General features: G+C 47.4%; 20 protein-coding genes. 4 read left to right on the top strand and 16 right to left on the bottom strand.

Annotated elements, in window-relative coordinates:
* Nucleotide 1: 1 nt before the first annotated feature.
* The 4 genes from pheS to HF864_RS04570 all read right to left on the bottom strand — a co-directional run bounded on the left by pheS (nucleotide 2) and on the right by HF864_RS04570 (nucleotide 3,140).
* Nucleotides 2-1,048, bottom strand: coding sequence for a phenylalanine--tRNA ligase subunit alpha (gene pheS, locus HF864_RS04555; protein ID WP_169461888.1), 1,047 nt, complete (start codon nucleotides 1,046-1,048; stop codon nucleotides 2-4).
* Nucleotides 1,049-1,351: 303 nt separating this feature from the next.
* A complete protein-coding gene (locus HF864_RS04560) occupies nucleotides 1,352-1,690 on the bottom strand; it encodes a helix-turn-helix domain-containing protein (RefSeq protein ID WP_169461889.1) in 339 nt (112 codons plus the stop codon).
* Between the two features lie 20 nt (nucleotides 1,691-1,710).
* Nucleotides 1,711-2,238: an HD domain-containing protein gene (locus HF864_RS04565; protein ID WP_169461890.1), complete on the bottom strand. Its 528-nt coding sequence runs from the start codon at nucleotides 2,236-2,238 to the stop codon at nucleotides 1,711-1,713.
* A 128-nt stretch (nucleotides 2,239-2,366) separates the two neighbouring features.
* The gene (locus HF864_RS04570; protein ID WP_169461891.1) at nucleotides 2,367-3,140 is read right to left on the bottom strand and encodes an RNA methyltransferase; all 774 of its coding nucleotides are present in this window, start codon (nucleotides 3,138-3,140) and stop codon (nucleotides 2,367-2,369) included.
* Between the two features lie 94 nt (nucleotides 3,141-3,234).
* On the opposite strand from HF864_RS04570, the gene HF864_RS04575 reads away from it, so the two are divergent.
* The 4 genes from HF864_RS04575 (at nucleotide 3,235) to HF864_RS04590 (ending at nucleotide 6,545) form a co-directional block, all read left to right on the top strand.
* Entirely contained in the window at nucleotides 3,235-3,507 is a 273-nt protein-coding gene (locus tag HF864_RS04575) for an acylphosphatase (RefSeq protein ID WP_169461892.1), read from the top strand.
* A gap of 89 nt (nucleotides 3,508-3,596) precedes the next feature.
* On the top strand, nucleotides 3,597-4,547 hold the full coding sequence (yidC, locus tag HF864_RS04580; protein ID WP_169461893.1) for a membrane protein insertase YidC: 951 nt from the start codon (nucleotides 3,597-3,599) through the stop codon (nucleotides 4,545-4,547).
* A gap of 66 nt (nucleotides 4,548-4,613) precedes the next feature.
* A complete protein-coding gene (locus tag HF864_RS04585; RefSeq protein WP_169461894.1) occupies nucleotides 4,614-5,024 on the top strand; it encodes a peptide deformylase in 411 nt (136 codons plus the stop codon).
* 168 nt (nucleotides 5,025-5,192) lie between these two features.
* Nucleotides 5,193-6,545: an MATE family efflux transporter gene (locus HF864_RS04590; protein WP_169461895.1), complete on the top strand. Its 1,353-nt coding sequence runs from the start codon at nucleotides 5,193-5,195 to the stop codon at nucleotides 6,543-6,545.
* A 71-nt stretch (nucleotides 6,546-6,616) separates the two neighbouring features.
* On the opposite strand, the gene HF864_RS04595 is transcribed toward HF864_RS04590, so the two are convergent.
* The 12 genes from HF864_RS04595 to HF864_RS04650 all read right to left on the bottom strand — a co-directional run bounded on the left by HF864_RS04595 (nucleotide 6,617) and on the right by HF864_RS04650 (nucleotide 15,361).
* Complete coding sequence (locus HF864_RS04595) at nucleotides 6,617-8,101, bottom strand: HAMP domain-containing histidine kinase (RefSeq protein WP_169461896.1); 1,485 nt, start codon at nucleotides 8,099-8,101, stop codon at nucleotides 6,617-6,619.
* 20 nt (nucleotides 8,102-8,121) lie between these two features.
* Nucleotides 8,122-8,808: a response regulator transcription factor gene (locus HF864_RS04600; protein WP_169461897.1), complete on the bottom strand. Its 687-nt coding sequence runs from the start codon at nucleotides 8,806-8,808 to the stop codon at nucleotides 8,122-8,124.
* A 212-nt stretch (nucleotides 8,809-9,020) separates the two neighbouring features.
* Nucleotides 9,021-9,197 carry a 50S ribosomal protein L32 gene (gene rpmF, locus HF864_RS04605; protein WP_006500051.1) on the bottom strand — a complete coding sequence of 59 codons (177 nt, stop codon included), beginning with the start codon at nucleotides 9,195-9,197 and terminating at the stop codon, nucleotides 9,021-9,023.
* A gap of 51 nt (nucleotides 9,198-9,248) precedes the next feature.
* Nucleotides 9,249-9,803 carry a YceD family protein gene (locus HF864_RS04610; protein ID WP_169461898.1) on the bottom strand — a complete coding sequence of 185 codons (555 nt, stop codon included), beginning with the start codon at nucleotides 9,801-9,803 and terminating at the stop codon, nucleotides 9,249-9,251.
* A 61-nt stretch (nucleotides 9,804-9,864) separates the two neighbouring features.
* On the bottom strand, nucleotides 9,865-11,010 hold the full coding sequence (locus HF864_RS04615) for a nucleotidyltransferase (RefSeq protein WP_169461899.1): 1,146 nt from the start codon (nucleotides 11,008-11,010) through the stop codon (nucleotides 9,865-9,867).
* Entirely contained in the window at nucleotides 11,010-11,759 is a 750-nt protein-coding gene (locus tag HF864_RS04620; RefSeq protein WP_169461900.1) for a class I SAM-dependent methyltransferase, read from the bottom strand. The genes HF864_RS04615 and HF864_RS04620 overlap by 1 nt, the downstream gene beginning before the upstream one ends.
* Nucleotides 11,760-11,761: 2 nt before the next feature.
* Nucleotides 11,762-12,118, bottom strand: coding sequence for a ribosome silencing factor (rsfS, locus tag HF864_RS04625; protein ID WP_169461901.1), 357 nt, complete (start codon nucleotides 12,116-12,118; stop codon nucleotides 11,762-11,764).
* Nucleotides 12,118-12,732: a bis(5'-nucleosyl)-tetraphosphatase (symmetrical) YqeK gene (yqeK, locus tag HF864_RS04630; RefSeq protein WP_169461902.1), complete on the bottom strand. Its 615-nt coding sequence runs from the start codon at nucleotides 12,730-12,732 to the stop codon at nucleotides 12,118-12,120. Before yqeK ends, rsfS begins: the two co-directional genes overlap by 1 nt.
* Nucleotides 12,725-13,339: a nicotinate-nucleotide adenylyltransferase gene (locus HF864_RS04635; RefSeq protein WP_272209350.1), complete on the bottom strand. Its 615-nt coding sequence runs from the start codon at nucleotides 13,337-13,339 to the stop codon at nucleotides 12,725-12,727. The genes yqeK and HF864_RS04635 overlap by 8 nt, the downstream gene beginning before the upstream one ends.
* 37 nt (nucleotides 13,340-13,376) lie before the next feature.
* A complete protein-coding gene (gene yhbY / locus HF864_RS04640) occupies nucleotides 13,377-13,688 on the bottom strand; it encodes a ribosome assembly RNA-binding protein YhbY (RefSeq protein ID WP_169461904.1) in 312 nt (103 codons plus the stop codon).
* 27 nt (nucleotides 13,689-13,715) lie between these two features.
* Nucleotides 13,716-14,831, bottom strand: a complete 1,116-nt coding sequence (gene yqeH / locus HF864_RS04645) for a ribosome biogenesis GTPase YqeH (protein ID WP_169461905.1) — start codon at nucleotides 14,829-14,831, stop codon at nucleotides 13,716-13,718.
* The gene (locus HF864_RS04650) at nucleotides 14,831-15,361 is read right to left on the bottom strand and encodes a YqeG family HAD IIIA-type phosphatase (protein ID WP_169461906.1); all 531 of its coding nucleotides are present in this window, start codon (nucleotides 15,359-15,361) and stop codon (nucleotides 14,831-14,833) included. Before HF864_RS04650 ends, yqeH begins: the two co-directional genes overlap by 1 nt.
* Between the last annotated feature and the right edge of the window lie 85 nt (nucleotides 15,362-15,446).

The following is a 15,446-nucleotide window of genomic DNA, read 5'->3' on the forward strand; positions in this document are numbered from 1 at the left end:
ATTATCCTTTCTGATCAAATTGAGTCAAGAAGCGCATGTCGTTTTGGTAGAAGTCACGAATGTCTTCAACGCCGTATTTAATCATGGCGAAACGATCTGGTCCCAGACCAAAGGCAAAACCGCCATATACATCGGGATCAACGCCTGACATCTTCAAGACGTTTGGATGAACCATACCGGCACCCAGCACCTCAATCCAGCCATTGCCCTTGCAGATGCCGCATCCTTTACCCAGACAGTTGAAACAAGTAACGTCAGCTTCAACGCTTGGCTCAGTAAATGGGAAGTAGCTTGGACGCAGACGCACCTTTAATTGATCGCCAAACAGATTTTGGGCAACGACTTCCAGCGTCCCCTTCAAATCGGCCATCGTTACATGCTCACCGACAACCAGTCCTTCAACTTGATGGAACTGATGGCTGTGCGTAGCGTCATCGGTATCGCGCCGGTAAACCTTACCTGGCGAGATCATCTTCAAAGGACCCTTGGAAAAGTCGTGCGTCTCCATCATACGGGCCTGCATTGGCGAAGTCTGGGTCCGCATCAGAACGGATGGCGTGATGTAGAAAGTATCCTGCATGTCACGAGCTGGGTGATCTTTTGGCAGATTCAGCTTTTCAAAGTTGTATTCTTCTTGTTCAACCTCATCACCGACTGCCACTTCATAGCCCATCCCAATAAACAGATCTACCAGTTGGTCAATAATCTGCTGGATCACGTGTGGCTGCCCTTGAGCAACCGGCGTCCCTGGCAGGGTAACATCGATTGATTCGCTTTGCAGCTTGGCATCCATTACGGCCTGTTCCAGACTGGCTTTTTTATCTTCCAAGGCTCGTTGCAATTCATCACGAACCTCATTGGCAAACTTGCCGACTTTGGGCCGTTCTTCAGCCGTCAGATCACGCATGCCGCGCAAGACGTTGGTGATTGGACCTTTCTTACCCAGCAATTTTACGCGAATATCATTAACGTTCTTTAAGTCCTCACTGTTTTCAATTTCATTGAGCCCTTGTTGACGCAATTCTTCAAGTTTTTCTCTTAAACCCATCATTTTCCTCCTTAGCGTGGCCACAAAAAAACTCGCCCCTCGACGAATCGAGGGACGAGTTATTCGCGGTACCACCCTGGTTTATGACAATGTCATACGCTCAAATGACTGATAACGGTTGTCAACCGGGATACAAGGTACCGACTCCGGAAGTGAAATTCACTAATGCCGGCAGAAATGACTTGCAGTCGATGATCATTTCTCCCTAAGTGCCGCCTAATCAGCTACTAATTTCCATCACAGTCGCTTTAATAAATATAAGGCTATTTTAGGCAATCATGACGGCATGGTCAAGTCCTAATTTTAATTGCACCCGCACCAGCGATCACTCCACTGATGCACGGCGTCCATAACTGGAGCCAGCTCACGTCCGCGCTCAGTCAATGAATAGTCAACGCGACTTTCGCCTGGATAGGTATTGCGTGAAACAATCCCATCTTCTTCCAGTTCCTTTAAACGCTCGCAAAGCACCCGATCACTGCACTTTTCGACATGAGCCGCCAGATCCTTGAACCGCTGCGTATGCTCATGCAGCAGTACCTCAATGATCAGCCCATTCCATTTCTTGCCCAACATGGCAAACGTTTCGGTAAACTTTGGACACAGCGTAAAATCATCCTGCTTGGCTTTTACTTGATCCATCAAATCTCCCCTTCCTCAAATTAGACTTTTTTCCTGGTTTTGGAAGGAATGGCATGCCAATTCACGATTTCTTTTTGCTGCTCCAGTTTTTTGCGCAATGGGCCAAAGAATTCATGCTCGGCCTCGTAGTTGTCGACCATTGACACGATCAGACTCTCCATATAACGCGGCACGGCCATCGTAGCACCAAACATATGCTTTAAGATAATGTCACGTTCTTTTTTGTTCAGGTGCGTGATCTTTTCGGCATTCCGCAGTGCAACGCGAGGGTGAATAAAGGCATGCGATCCCAGATTGAATTTGGTAGTTCGCCAGTCATAGTAGAACAGATCGTGCAAGAGTCCAGCGCGAGCAGTGCTCTTGTAGTCCAGATGCATTTTCTTTGCCAGCTTGTAGCTGTCAAATGAAACGGCAATCGAATGCTGCAGACGGTTGGAATGATGATGCTGTTTATAGTGCGCAAGCCTTTTGACGGCCGGCTGTTCCAGCAGATCCTTAACCAGTGAAACATACTCAGGGTCTTGACGCCATTCGTTCTCGGTTTTCATAGTAACTGGCCCCTTCCTTTATTTGTCAATATCATACACGATTCGCCATCAAAAATAAATTAATACGCTCTTATAAAATGTAAGTATTAATAGTAAGCAATCTGCTGAGACTGACGATAACTGAGGATCTAGTCCTGGGCATTCAGCTGAAACATCAAGATGCCAGCTGAAACCGCCACGTTAAGCGACTCGGCTTGACCACGCATCGGAATATACAGATTATCCGTAGTCTGGCTCAAAAGTCGATCGCTCATCCCCTGGCCCTCGTTGCCCATGATCAGAGCAAAGTCATTTCCAGGGTGAACACTGCGGAAATTCTTGGCCGCCGGGTTGAGCTGCGTGCCATAAACCGGTGCCTGCTGATGCTTGAAATCATCGATCCACTTGCTAAGATCGCCTTCAAACAGCTGCAAATGAAACTGACTGCCCTGCATAGAGCGTACGACCTTAGGACTGCATAAGTCGGCAGTACCATCACCGGCAACCACACCTGCAAAGCCTGCTGCATCGGCCGTTCTGACCATCGTGCCCACGTTGCCCGGATCCTGCACTCGATCCAACAGCAGCCAGGCTCCATGAAGCGGCAGTTTAGGCATACGCTTGAGATCCGGCATGTCAACAATGGCGGCGATTCCTTGCGGCGTGATCGTTTCTGTAATATGACGCATGATCTCAGGCGTGACCTGATAGACCGCCTCGACTCGTGATACAATATCACTGTGTTCGGCCAGTGCATCGCTGGTGCCGATCAGTTCATGAATCGTCAAGCCGCTTTGAATGGCTTCTTGAACCAGATGCCAGCCATCCAGCATGTATTGACCGGTTTGGCGGCGATACTTGCGGGTCTGTAGTTTTTTCCAGTTCTTGACGCGTTGGTTGTGAATTGAAGTTAGTTCTTCCATAGTCTGATTTTTCACCTCAGTTTATCGTTAACTTAATTATACCATTATCCTAACGATCCTTGATAATCGTCAACCGCTTATGGGAGGGGTTTTTATGCTTAATTATCATATTGTCGTCACTGGCAGAGTCCAGGGCGTTGGTTTTCGCTGGTCAACTCATGAACTGGCGTTACAGCATGGTCTGGTCGGTCAAGTCAAAAATGAATGGGACGGCAGCGTTACGATCGATGTCCAGGGCCCAGCTGCAGCAGTCAAAATGTTTGTCAAAGAAGTTCAAGCTAGTCCCAATCCATATGCCAAAGTCGCCGGCATGCAGATTGAGCCACGTGCTATCAGAAACGACTGGCAAGACTTTAAAATGCGGTGATCTTGTTGAAGTTGCTAGATTTTAAGCCCTTTTTAAGGTAAGATACAAAATGTTAAATTTATTGAAGTCAAAGGAATGAGCTATTTAAAATGAAGAAAAAACGCCTCACCGTGGCCATGCTTTTAGGCACCATGCTGCTGATTTTAAGCGGCTGCGTACGTACCGACAAGCATGGACATCCAATCGGCTGGGTCTACAATTACATGGCTAAACCCATGCAGCATCTGATGACTTGGCTGGCTCAGCACATGGGAAACAACTATGGCTGGGCAATCGTCGTGATTGTTGTGATCGTCCGCTTGATTCTTTTACCGGTTATGATGAGCCAAATGAAAAAGTCAACGCTGATGCAGGAAAAAATGGCAATGGTGCAGCCACAGCTGCGTGAGCTGCAGCAACGGCAAAAAGACGCCAAGACGCCACAGGAACAAGCCGCGGTCAGCCAACAGATGATGCAGCTCTATCGTGACAACAACATCTCAATGACTGGCGGAATCGGCTGCCTGCCATTGCTGATCCAGCTGCCGATCTTTGCTGCCCTGTACGCAGCCATCCGCTACTCGCCAGATCTTTACCATGCTACGTTCATGGGAATGCCTTTAGGGAAACCAAGTGCAATTTTGGCAATTCTGGCATTTTTGGCCTACATGGTCCAAGGTTGGCTTTCCATGATCGGTGTCCCTAAAGAACAGCGCAAGCAGATGGGCGCCGCGATGCTGATGAGTCCGATCATGATTCTGTTTATTGCCTGGTCTTCTTCTGCCGGCCTAGGATTGTATTTTGTGGTCAGCGCCCTGTTTGCCATCCTGCAGACCTGGCTGGTAAACACCTGGCGACCAAAGCTGCGGGAAAACATCAAACAAGAAATGAAGGATCATCCAGTTAAGCTGCCCGACCCGATTCCTGCTCAGCCAGCTGCCGCCAAGCCAACGACTGACACGATCGAACAGCTCAAAAAGACACCAGCCAAAGCCAAGCCTGCTGCCAATAAGAGTCAACGGCGCAATGCCGGCAAGCAGCATCACCATTCATCCAAATAACTAAGCAAAGCATCGCGGTCAATTCACGACTCGATGCTTTTTGTAAACACAGAAAGGAAGCAAATCATGATCAAGCCAATTTGTCGCAACCTGCAGATTTTGTCACAAAAAGCTCGTCCTGCTGGCAAACAGGATATTCCTTTGGCCAAGGATCTTTTGGAGACGCTGGCAGCCCACTCAGCTGATTGCGTAGGCATGGCCGCCAATATGATCGGCGCTCCCGTAAACATTATTGCCGTCTCATTAGGACCAGTCAGTGTCGCCATGCTTAATCCTCGTTTAATTGCCAAAAAGACTCCTTACCAAACCAAAGAGGGCTGCTTAAGTCTTGTTGGCCAGCGACCAGCGACTCGCTACCAACAGATCGTCGTTGAGTATCAAGACCTCAATTGGCAGCCTCAGTCGCTTTCTTTGACTGGCTTTGCTGCCGAGGCCGTTCAACACGAGATTGACCACTGCAATGGCATCATCATCTAATGCATTCAGTTTGCAGCTAATTAAGGACCGATTCAGCTCATTGATTCTGTATGAGACGAATCGGTCTTTTTCTTTTCGAGCAATTGACGTTGCCTGTTACAGCAGCAGATTTTTAGCCTATAATTAAATCAATTCCAGTAAGTATTTTCAAAATAAGGGGTGGTGAGATTGAAACATCATGACTCAATCATCAGCGAGTTAAACAATTATATCGTCCGTAACGTTACGGCTTCCGTCGGGCTTTCAATCTATATTCTGATTGACACGCTGTTTATCTCAATGGCAGCCGGTGCAATGGGCTTGACCGTTTTAAACCTGGCTTTACCAATCTACAGTTTGTTCAACTGTACAGGACTGCTTTTGGGCGTTGGTGGCGCAGCCTATTTTTCCTTAAACAAGGTCGATCATCCCGAACGCGTCAAAACCCTTTACAGCGAACTGGTTATCTTTGCCGTTTTGCTGGGAACTGCCATTATTATCCTAATCAATCTATTCACCAGACCACTGGCAACGATTCTGGGGGCAAACAGTCAGACCATGGACATGGCAATCAAGTATCTGCGCTTGATGTCGATTGACGCACCCGTTACCATGGCCAACTACATTACCGTCAATTTTGTGCGCAACGACAACCATCCTGGTCTGACCATGCGCGCGGCTTTGATCGAAAGCTTTGTCGTTATCATCTTTGACTGGTTCTTTATCTTTGGTCTGCATCTGCAAATCGAAGGGGCCGCTTTGGCAGCAGTCGTCTCACCAGCCACCAGTCTGATCGTATTGTCGTTTCATAAGCGCTTTCCATATCGGCAGTTGGAATGGCATTGGGTCTGGCCACGGTTTAAGACCCTTAAAACAGCGGCAACGCTTGGGGTATCAGCTTGTCTCAATGAGCTGAGTACCGGGGTTTCAATCTATGTTTTTAACATGGTACTCTTAAAGCTCAGCGGCAACTATGCCGTGGCAGCCTATGGCGTAATCTCAAATATTGCCATTGTGACTGTTGCGATTGCCAATGGAGTTGCTTTAGGCGTTCAGCCACTAGCCAGTCGTGAATATGGTACACGGCATTTTCGCAACGTGCGGCTGGCACTTCGGCATGGTCTAAAGATTACGGCAGCAATTGCGGTATTGGCATTTATCGTCTTGGTTGCATTTCGTCATCCAATCATCACCCTGTTTAACAACGACCATTCGCTGCAGTTAACCCATTACGCCATGGCCGGAATGCCTATCTACTTTACCAGCACGCTGTTTTCGGCAGTCAATCTGCTGATGATCATCTTTTTGACCGCCATCAACTGTGCTACGCTTTCGTTTTCAATGTCGTTTCTACGTGGCTATCTCATCTTATTACCAGCAATCATTTTGATGGGCTGGCTGTTTGGCATCAATGGGGTCTGGGCGGCCGTACCGGTTACCGAGCTTTTAATCACCATCATTGGCTTCTTTTTAGTCCATCAACAGGATCATCGTCTCAAGCTCATGGAAGATGCCCAGCGAAAAGCCGAACTGGCCAAATAAGTCATGGTTGATTACGCATAATAAAAAACCTCGCTTCACTTGGAAACGAGGTTTTTTATATTCGTCAAAGACTATTTATCTTTTTCCATTGGCTTTTCTTTAACGATTGGCAAGGTGATTCTAAATAACGAACCCGATCCAACCGTACTTTCAACGGTAATGTGGCCATGATAGCCTTCAACCAGACGCTTGGCAATTGCCAGTCCCAGTCCATTGCCACCCTTTTTACGACTGCGGGCCTTATCAACGCGATAGAAACGATCAAAAACGTGCAACTGGTCTTCTTGCGGAATTCCCTCACCGAAGTCTTGAACGCCGATTTCAACCGCATTTAAGTTGCGTGACAATGACAGATGAACTTCTTTACGATCCTTGGAGTACTTTACTGCATTATCAAATAAAATAATCAGAATCTGTTCAAGATGGTCACGATAAATGTGTACCGGCACGTCTTGATGCAGATCGTCATCAAAACGAAAAACATAGTCTGGATACAGCATCTTAAAGTTGTTGTAGACTTGCTCAACCACGTCTTTAACCTGCGTGACGGCATCATGGAACTTGACGTCAACTTGCTCGGCACGCGTCAAATCAAGCATTTCTTTGATCAGACTATTCATTCGATTTGTCTCTTTTAAGGCCGCGGCAATCGATTCATCCAAGACCTGTGGATCATCCTTGCCCCAGCGCTGCAGCATCTCCATATGGCCTTGAATAATGGCAACCGGCGTTCTTAATTCATGCGAGACGTCACTGACGAATTGTGTCTGTTGATCAATGTAGCGCTGTGTTTGATCAAGCATCTGATTAAACATTCTCGACAGCTCGCCAAGCTCATCGTTCAATTCTGTAACGTCTTCTGGCACGCGTGCATCACTGGTTGGATCATCTCTTACTACCGTCAGGGTATCATGAATATCATCCAACGGTTGCAGCCAGTAATAAGACAGGAAGTATCCCAGCAAACCACTGGCAATAACGACCAGACAAAGGGCCAGAATCGAGATCAAAATCAAGCGCTTAAAGACCTGGTAGTACTGCTTGAGATCATTTTCAACCTGAACGTAGCCAATTATTGTACCATCATGCGATAGAACTGGTTCGCGGCCAACCAAAATTCGATGACCGTTCCCTTTGACCATGGCCGTCTTGGTATGATGGGACGTTTTCAGCGGCAAATTAGCTTTACCGGTTTGAAAGATCTTTTTACCCTTGGCGTTCATCACGGTAATCGTAACTCGTGAATTGCTTAAGCCTTGAACCAAAGGCTGACGATAAAACTCAGTCGTGCTGTTGAGACTGGCCTCGTGTTCAAAAATCGACCGAACCCCACTCTTGGTTAAAGAGCTTTCGCCAGCATTTCCCAGCTGACGCACCACGACGGACATATTATGATTAACCTCGCTGCGTTCTTGCTGTAGCAGGTTTTGCGTAAAGGCACTGAACAGAGAGATCACTACGATCATTGAAATGATTAAAGACCCAACCGCCGTACCAATGGCCCACTTTACCTTGAGCGAAACGAAGCGAGATGATTTTGATTTCTTTTCGCTCATAAAGAACCTTCTTTAATCGATTAGGAACGAATTACGTAGCCAGTACCCCGAACGGTTTGAATGTAGCTCTTTTCGCCAGGGCGATCGATCTTGTTCCGCAGATAACGGATGTAGACATCGACAACGTTGGTTTCAACCTTGGAGTCATAGCCCCAGACCTTGCTGAGCAGCTCTTTACGTGACATGACCACGTTAATGTTTTCCATCAAGATCAAAAGTAGCTCGTATTCACGTTTGGTCAGGTTAATGATCTCATCGCCACGACGTACAACTCGGTTTTCCTTTTCAATCGTCAAGTCCTTATACGTAACCGTAGTCTGGTGACTCTTGGCATTGCCGCCTTCAATGTTGATCCGCCGCAGCAGTGCCCGTACGCGCGCCAGCAACTCTTCGATGGCAAATGGCTTGACGATGTAGTCATCAGCACCATAATCAAGTCCTGAGACACGATCCATCACAGAATCACGTGCTGTCATGATGATAATTGGCGTATCCTTGACTTCACGAATGCGGCGAGCAACCTCGATCCCGTTTAATTCCGGCAGCATCAGGTCAAGTAAAATAACGTCAAAGTCTTGGTTTAAAGCGGCATCCAAGCCAGCACGACCATCAAGCTCGACATCGGTTTCGTATCCTTCATGTTTTAATTCCAGCTCGACAAACCGTGCCAGGTTTTCTTCATCTTCAATAATTAAAATCCGACTCATATTAAAACGCTCCTCGTTTGAATTGGTGGGTCTTACTCCCACATAATAACCACACCAATTTTATCACACAAAATTAATCTGCCCTACCTTTGCGATTAATAAAACTGCTTTTAAATTAAAAATTTTTCAATCTTTGGCAGTTATGACATAAAAAAAGACCTTCCCAGGTCCGGCGCCTCGAGAAAGGTCTTTAATCGATAAAATCGACGTGATTAGTTGTTTTCAACAGCTTGCTTGCCGTTGTAGTAACCACAGCTTGGGCAAACCATGTGTGACTTGCGCAGTTCACCACAGTTTGGACATGGAGCCAAGCCAGGCACAGTCAGCTTGATGTGACCACGACGATTGCGCTTACGCGTCTTGGATGTCTTCCGTGCTGGTACAGCCATGTGTGACACCTCCTTCAAATAATCTATCCACTAGTGGTTTTTAACCGTTCGCTAATTTTGGTTATCCTGATCAGGAAATAAATTTTTGAGCTTAGCGAAACGTGGATCAACATGTTCCTTATCCGGTACCTGATTAGCATCATCTTCAGCAACAACTTCCCATCCCTTGCCATTTGGCATCTGAGAGCTGTTTTTTTCATCTTCGGACAATACCTGCATTGGAACCTGCTCAATGATATTTTCCGCTAAAACATTGTCAAAATCAATCGTATCATGCGGGTCTGACAAAACAAAGACCAATTCATCGTCTTCATAGCGGCCAACATGTGATTCATCATTGACATAGGTTTCAGCAAAAGCAAAATCCAATGGCAACTCGACCGGTTTCAGCGAACGGCTGGATGGTACGGTCAGCGTCGTTTTAACGCTAACGCTTAAAGTAGCATCACCCTGATCATAGACCACATAGCCATCAACCTCAACGGGCTGGCAACTGATGACCTGATTAGGGAACCGTTCTGTCAGTGATGCGTTTAGATCAAAAGTACTTTGAATACGCAGCGGTTCATCATGATAGCGATGAAGTTCAGCTAACGTCCATTTCACGGTACTAACCTCCTAATGCAACAAGCGTTATTATACTAGTCCCAAGTTTGCTTGTCAATGTTTATTCCTTGACACCCTTAACAATCACCGGGGCATGCTTGAGATCCTGCTCAACCGGCGTAAAGGTCTGATACAGCTTGCCAGCGCGATAGTCCAGATTAAGCAATCCATCACGCAGGTCTTGATCGATCTTGGTCAAAAGCGGCAACGCGACCGTTTTTTTGATGGTATGCAGATATTTGCGACCGCGTTTATTAAAGCCCAAAACGTGCAGATACGGCTGGCTGAGATGCTCATTGAGTTGAGAATCGGTAATCTGCAAAACCGTATACAGATAGACTCTTAGCAGATGGGCATAGGTATAGCGCTTGGTCTTGACCGACTTCATAAAGCCTGCAAAGGTCAGATTGCGCTGCGCAGCATCTTTCATGCGATATTCCAAACCTTCTGCCATTTGATAGATCTGGGCAAGCTGGGCAACCGGGGTCTGAATCAATTGATTGCGCAGCATTGGATACAAAGCGTTCCAATCCGGTACCTGCTGAATCTGCTGCAGATATCGCGCGGTTGCCGCAGGGACAGCTTGACTAAAATCGTCTTGTTCCAAAACGGCTTGCCGAACTGCACTGGCACTGGCAATCTTACCATTGATTTGCTCATCATGATACTGACTGCCACGTCGCTTAATCGGGTGCAGTCTTAATGGCAGATTCTCTTTGATTTGAGCTTTGTAATAGCCAAACGCCAAAATATCATTGGGATCGATCAATGATACGCCAGTCTGCTTTTGAAGCTGTTCATTAAACTGAGTGGCATAAGTCGCATTAAACCGACTAAAGCTGCTGGCTGAAAAATCTTGCTCCGCTGCTACCAGCTGGCTAAAATTCCATTCTGGATGCTCAGCACCAAAAACCACGTCATCGACTCCCAAAGATGCCAACAGTTCCAAAGCCCCGGCCGCAAATCGGTGTGCCGGCTGCACAGCCATAAAGATTGGCAATTCAACGACCAGATCCACGCCGTTTTCAAGTGCTGCCTGCGTTCGCTGCCATTTATCAAGCAGCGTTGGCTCGCCACGCTGCGTAAAATTACCGCTCATTACGGCAACAACTGCATCGGCAGCAGTCAGTCTTTTAGCCTGCTCCAGGTGATATCGATGACCATTATGAAACGGATTATATTCAGTTACCAGCCCCACGGCCCGCATTATTTCACCTGCTTTCGACAGATAAAGAACCAGCGTGTCGTCTGATCGTTAATTTCTCTATGGCCAAAATCAGCCTTAACCATGACTTGATCAAACCCAGCTTGTGCCAATGCAGTTTGCCAGTCTTTTAACTCATAGGCCCGCTCAAAATGCGTTTCGTGCAGGCGCTGATAGCTGCCCGCTGTCATTTGATAAAAGAAGGTTAATTCATGAATTACACCATGCAAAACGTCATCATCGGCATAGCTGTGCCATAAAAAGGCCCGCTGTGCATCTGGATCCTCATAGTTGTACATATAGCCTGGGTAGATTTCATCGGTTTGATAAGGCGTGATCACGTCAAACAAGAGCACGCCATCATCTTTTAGGTGCGCAGCCATCTGTTCAAGCGTAGCCCTCACATCATTAAAATCATCCAGATAGCAAAGCGAGTCGGCAAAGCAGGTGATTGCATCATATTGATCCAGGCCGCTAAGATCTCGCATGTCGCCTTGCACCAGTGTCAATGGCACTTGTGATTCCTGTGCATGCTTTAAGGCCAGGCTCAGCATCTCTTCTGAATAGTCCAGATCGATAACGTCATAGCCATCTTCAGCCAGCAAAACGCCCAGTCGTCCTGCCCCACCGGCAACGTCTAAGATCGTCTTGGCGTAATTAGGCAACTGAGAGTTGACAAATTCACGCCATTGCTGATACATATCGCTTTCAAATAGCTCATCATACAGCTGGGCAAACGTCCCGTAGATCATCTCTACTCCTTAACCCATTCGCTGAGATCAACCAATGGTGCATCGGACCAAAGTTTTTCCAGATTGTAGTAGTGGCGAGTTTCCTCACGAAAGACATGAACGACCACATCGCCCAGGTCAATCAGAACCCATTGTGCCTCCTGCTTGCCTTCGACACTCTTGATATCAACGCCGTTTTCATGAGCGGCTTCAATGATGGCATTGGCAATGGCTTGGACCTGACGATTAGAGCCACCTGTCATGATGACGAAATAATCAGCCATTGGCGTGATCGAATCAACCTTTAATGCCGTAATATCTTCGGCACGGCGACCATCAGCCGCCTGTACGGCCATCTTCAATAATTCTTTGCTGTCCATTAATCAATTTCCTTTCCATATCGTGGCACCCATGCATTAAAGGTTGCCAAAGTCTGTGGGTGAATCGGTGCATTGCTTTCAATCAGGTAAAGCAGCGTGTGCTTGGTCTGGTAGGCAACGCCAGCTCCCAGATCCTTTTTGGTCAGTTTGCGGGCTTTTTTGACGGCCGGAAAATCACGGCCCGGCTCGATATAATCAGCCATGTAGATGATTTGAGCCAACTTGGTCATGTAGGCTGCTCCCGTTGTATGGAAGCGAATTGCGTTTAAGATATCCTCATCATGCACGCCCAGCTCATCTTTAACCATTTCGGCACCAACGAAGCCATGCCAGATTGCATTGCCATAGTTTAAGAGATCCGGATCCAGCTTTTTTTTCTTAATAACTTTGATAAAATCCTCATCCGGACGCTGCTTGGCATAATCGTGGCATAAACCGGCAATGCTGGCGGCCTCAATATCAACGCCATATTGGCTGGCCAGTTCAACCGCTGTTTTTTCAACGCGCAGTACATGCTCGAAACGTTTGTCGCGCAAAGCTGCTCGTAAGTGCTCAACAAGCTCTTGGCGCGTCATCGGAATCAAATGCTCTTGATAGATCAATTCATCACTCATGATATAGCTGATGCTCCTTAATATATTCGGCAACCTTGTCGGGAACCATATAGCGAATCGAACGACCGGTTTTGATGCGGCTGCGGATATCGGTAGAACTGAAGTCGACTCCTGGCACGTCGACCCAGATTACCGGATACTGTGAGTCATTTTGAGCGCCCGGTCGCCGGACACCCACAAAGTTGACCAATTTAACCAATTTATCGATCTCATGCCATTTTGGCAAATAGTCGACCATGTCACCGCCAATAATAAAGTAATAGTCGGTGTCAGGATGCTTGGCCTTTAGATATTTCATCGTATCGTAGGTATAGCTGATGCCGCCCCGTTCAATCTCAGCCATCTCAATGCCAAACAATGGATTGTCCTCAATTGCCAATTGCAGCATATTAACGCGATCTTCGGCATCAATCGCCTCTTTATGGTCAACGTGTGGCGGAATCATATCGGGCATAAAGAGGACCTTGTTGAGCAAAAGCGTTTTACCAACCTGGTCAGCGGCCAATAGATGGGCGTTGTGAACAGGATTAAACGTTCCTCCATATAGGCCGACGCGTTTTCGATGCTGAAAACTGGTACGCTGAACCTGTGGCTTGGGGATCGCTATCGTTGCTTTAGCCTGCTGCACAAATCACACCTCGATTCTAGATGTGTTCAACGCGTTGTGAAAGCTCACGCAGCTTGGGGTTTTTTGAGACCTTAAACAGGACCAGTACTCGGCCGATTTCTTGAACGACTTGAATATCACTGTTGGCCTCGATAAATTCTTTGACCTCACCAGTCGTCTCATCGGCATTTTGCAAGATGCTGACCTTGATGAGCTCACGCTTGTCTAGCGCACCATCCAATTGAGCCAGCCAGGCATCAGTCAGACCATTTTTACCAACTGCAAACAGTGGCTGCAAATGGTTGGCCTGTGCACGCAAAAAACGCTTCTGCTTTCCGCGGAGATTCATAAATTATTTTCCTTTCTGTGATAAAAACTAAATCATTGCACGACGCACCAAGACATCAACTCCCTTAGGCGCCCATCCAGCGACGGTCGTTCCAGCCGGTACCGTAACCCAGCCCAGTCCTTCAAAGACTAAGTCGCTTTTTTCCTTGATGGCAAACTCATGCCGTTCCAGTGGTGGAAAATCAGCCAGCTCGTCTTTGGTTGGCGGTGTCAGCAGATCGCCACAGTGCTTTTGATAAAACTCGTCGGCATTGGCAAGTTTCGTACGATGCAGTGGCAAGCTGTTTTCAAAGTAGGCAACAATGCCGGTATGTGGCCCCTTGACGTAATCAAAGCGCGCCACCCCGCCCAAGAAGACGGTTTGAGAATCATTAAGCTGGAACGTTCTTGGCTTGATTTCCTTTTGTGGAGCTACGATTTTAAGATCCTTGGCCGATAAAACATGGGCCATTTGCTCTTGATGAATGATCCCTGGCGTGTCAACCAGCTTGTGACCATCATCCAAAGGAATCTCAATCTTGTCCAGCGTCGTACCTGGGAACCGTGACGTCGTAATCAGATCCTGCACGCCGGTCTGCTGCTTGATAATGGCATTGATCAAGGTCGACTTGCCGACGTTGGTAACCCCGACGACATAAACGTCGCGATCTCCACGATGCTTTTCAATCTCAGCCAGCAGCTGGTCGATCTGATGATTCTTTTTTGCCGAAACCAGCAGCGTATCAATTGGTCTAAGGCCTGCCAGATTGGCCTGCTGTCTCAGCCAATCCGTTAATTTGCGTCGACGCAGCGAGCGCGGCAGCACATCTTCTTTGTTGCCGACCAGCAGGACTGGATTGTCATTACCTACAAACCGGTGCAGGCCAGGAATCAAACTGCCGTTAAAGTCAAAAATGTCCACCACGTAGACGATCAAAGCGTGCGCATCACGAATATGATTCAACAGACGCAAAAAGTCATCGTCAGTCAAGGAAACCGGTGCGATTTCGTTATAATGACGCAGCCTGAAGCATCGCTGACAGTACAGCTCGCCAGACTCAAGACCTTTTTTCAGCGCTGAGTTAGGCGTGTATCCCAAGCCATCGGGATCCGTCGTTTGTATAACTGCACCACAGCCGATGCATCGCAATTCTTCATCCTGCATTATTTAAATTCCTCCTGCCAGTCCATTTCTTTTGGATACTGCTTTTGCAGACTCTGCATGACGAACTTCTCCATAAAACGGTTGGGCCGCGTGATCCACTTGTCGGTTTCAATCAATGGCTTGACCAAAATACTACGCACGTGCGCATGATTGGCAGCGGCCACGTCAGTCATCAGCTGATCGCCGACCATAACGACCTCAGACGGCTCCAGTCCAAGCTTTTTGCGTGCGCGCGTGATCCCGAAGCTCAATGGCTTAAGTGAACGGGCAACATATGGCAGATCCAGCTTTTGAACCGCCTTGCCAATCCGCGCCCGACTGTTGTTGGAGACCACGATCAATGGAATACCAGCTTCATGCAGTTCTTCCATCCATGCACGCAGTTCCGGGGTGCCATTTGGATTGTTCCAGGCAATCAGCGTGTTGTCCAGATCGCTGAAGACGGCTCGGATGCCTTGACGCTTGAGGGCTTGTGGTGAGATCTCATAGGCGCGTGCGACCATCCAAGTCGGTTTAAACATTTCGAGCATTTTCCACCTCGTAAAAAAATTTCTAACTTCAATTATACCGACTAACCGGTATGGGTTCAATCAACGTGCAGTGTCAAGCAGTAAT

The sequence above is a fragment of the Lactobacillus sp. MRS-253-APC-2B genome (assembly GCF_012843675.1).
Taxonomy (GTDB): domain Bacteria; phylum Bacillota; class Bacilli; order Lactobacillales; family Lactobacillaceae; genus Limosilactobacillus; species Limosilactobacillus pulli.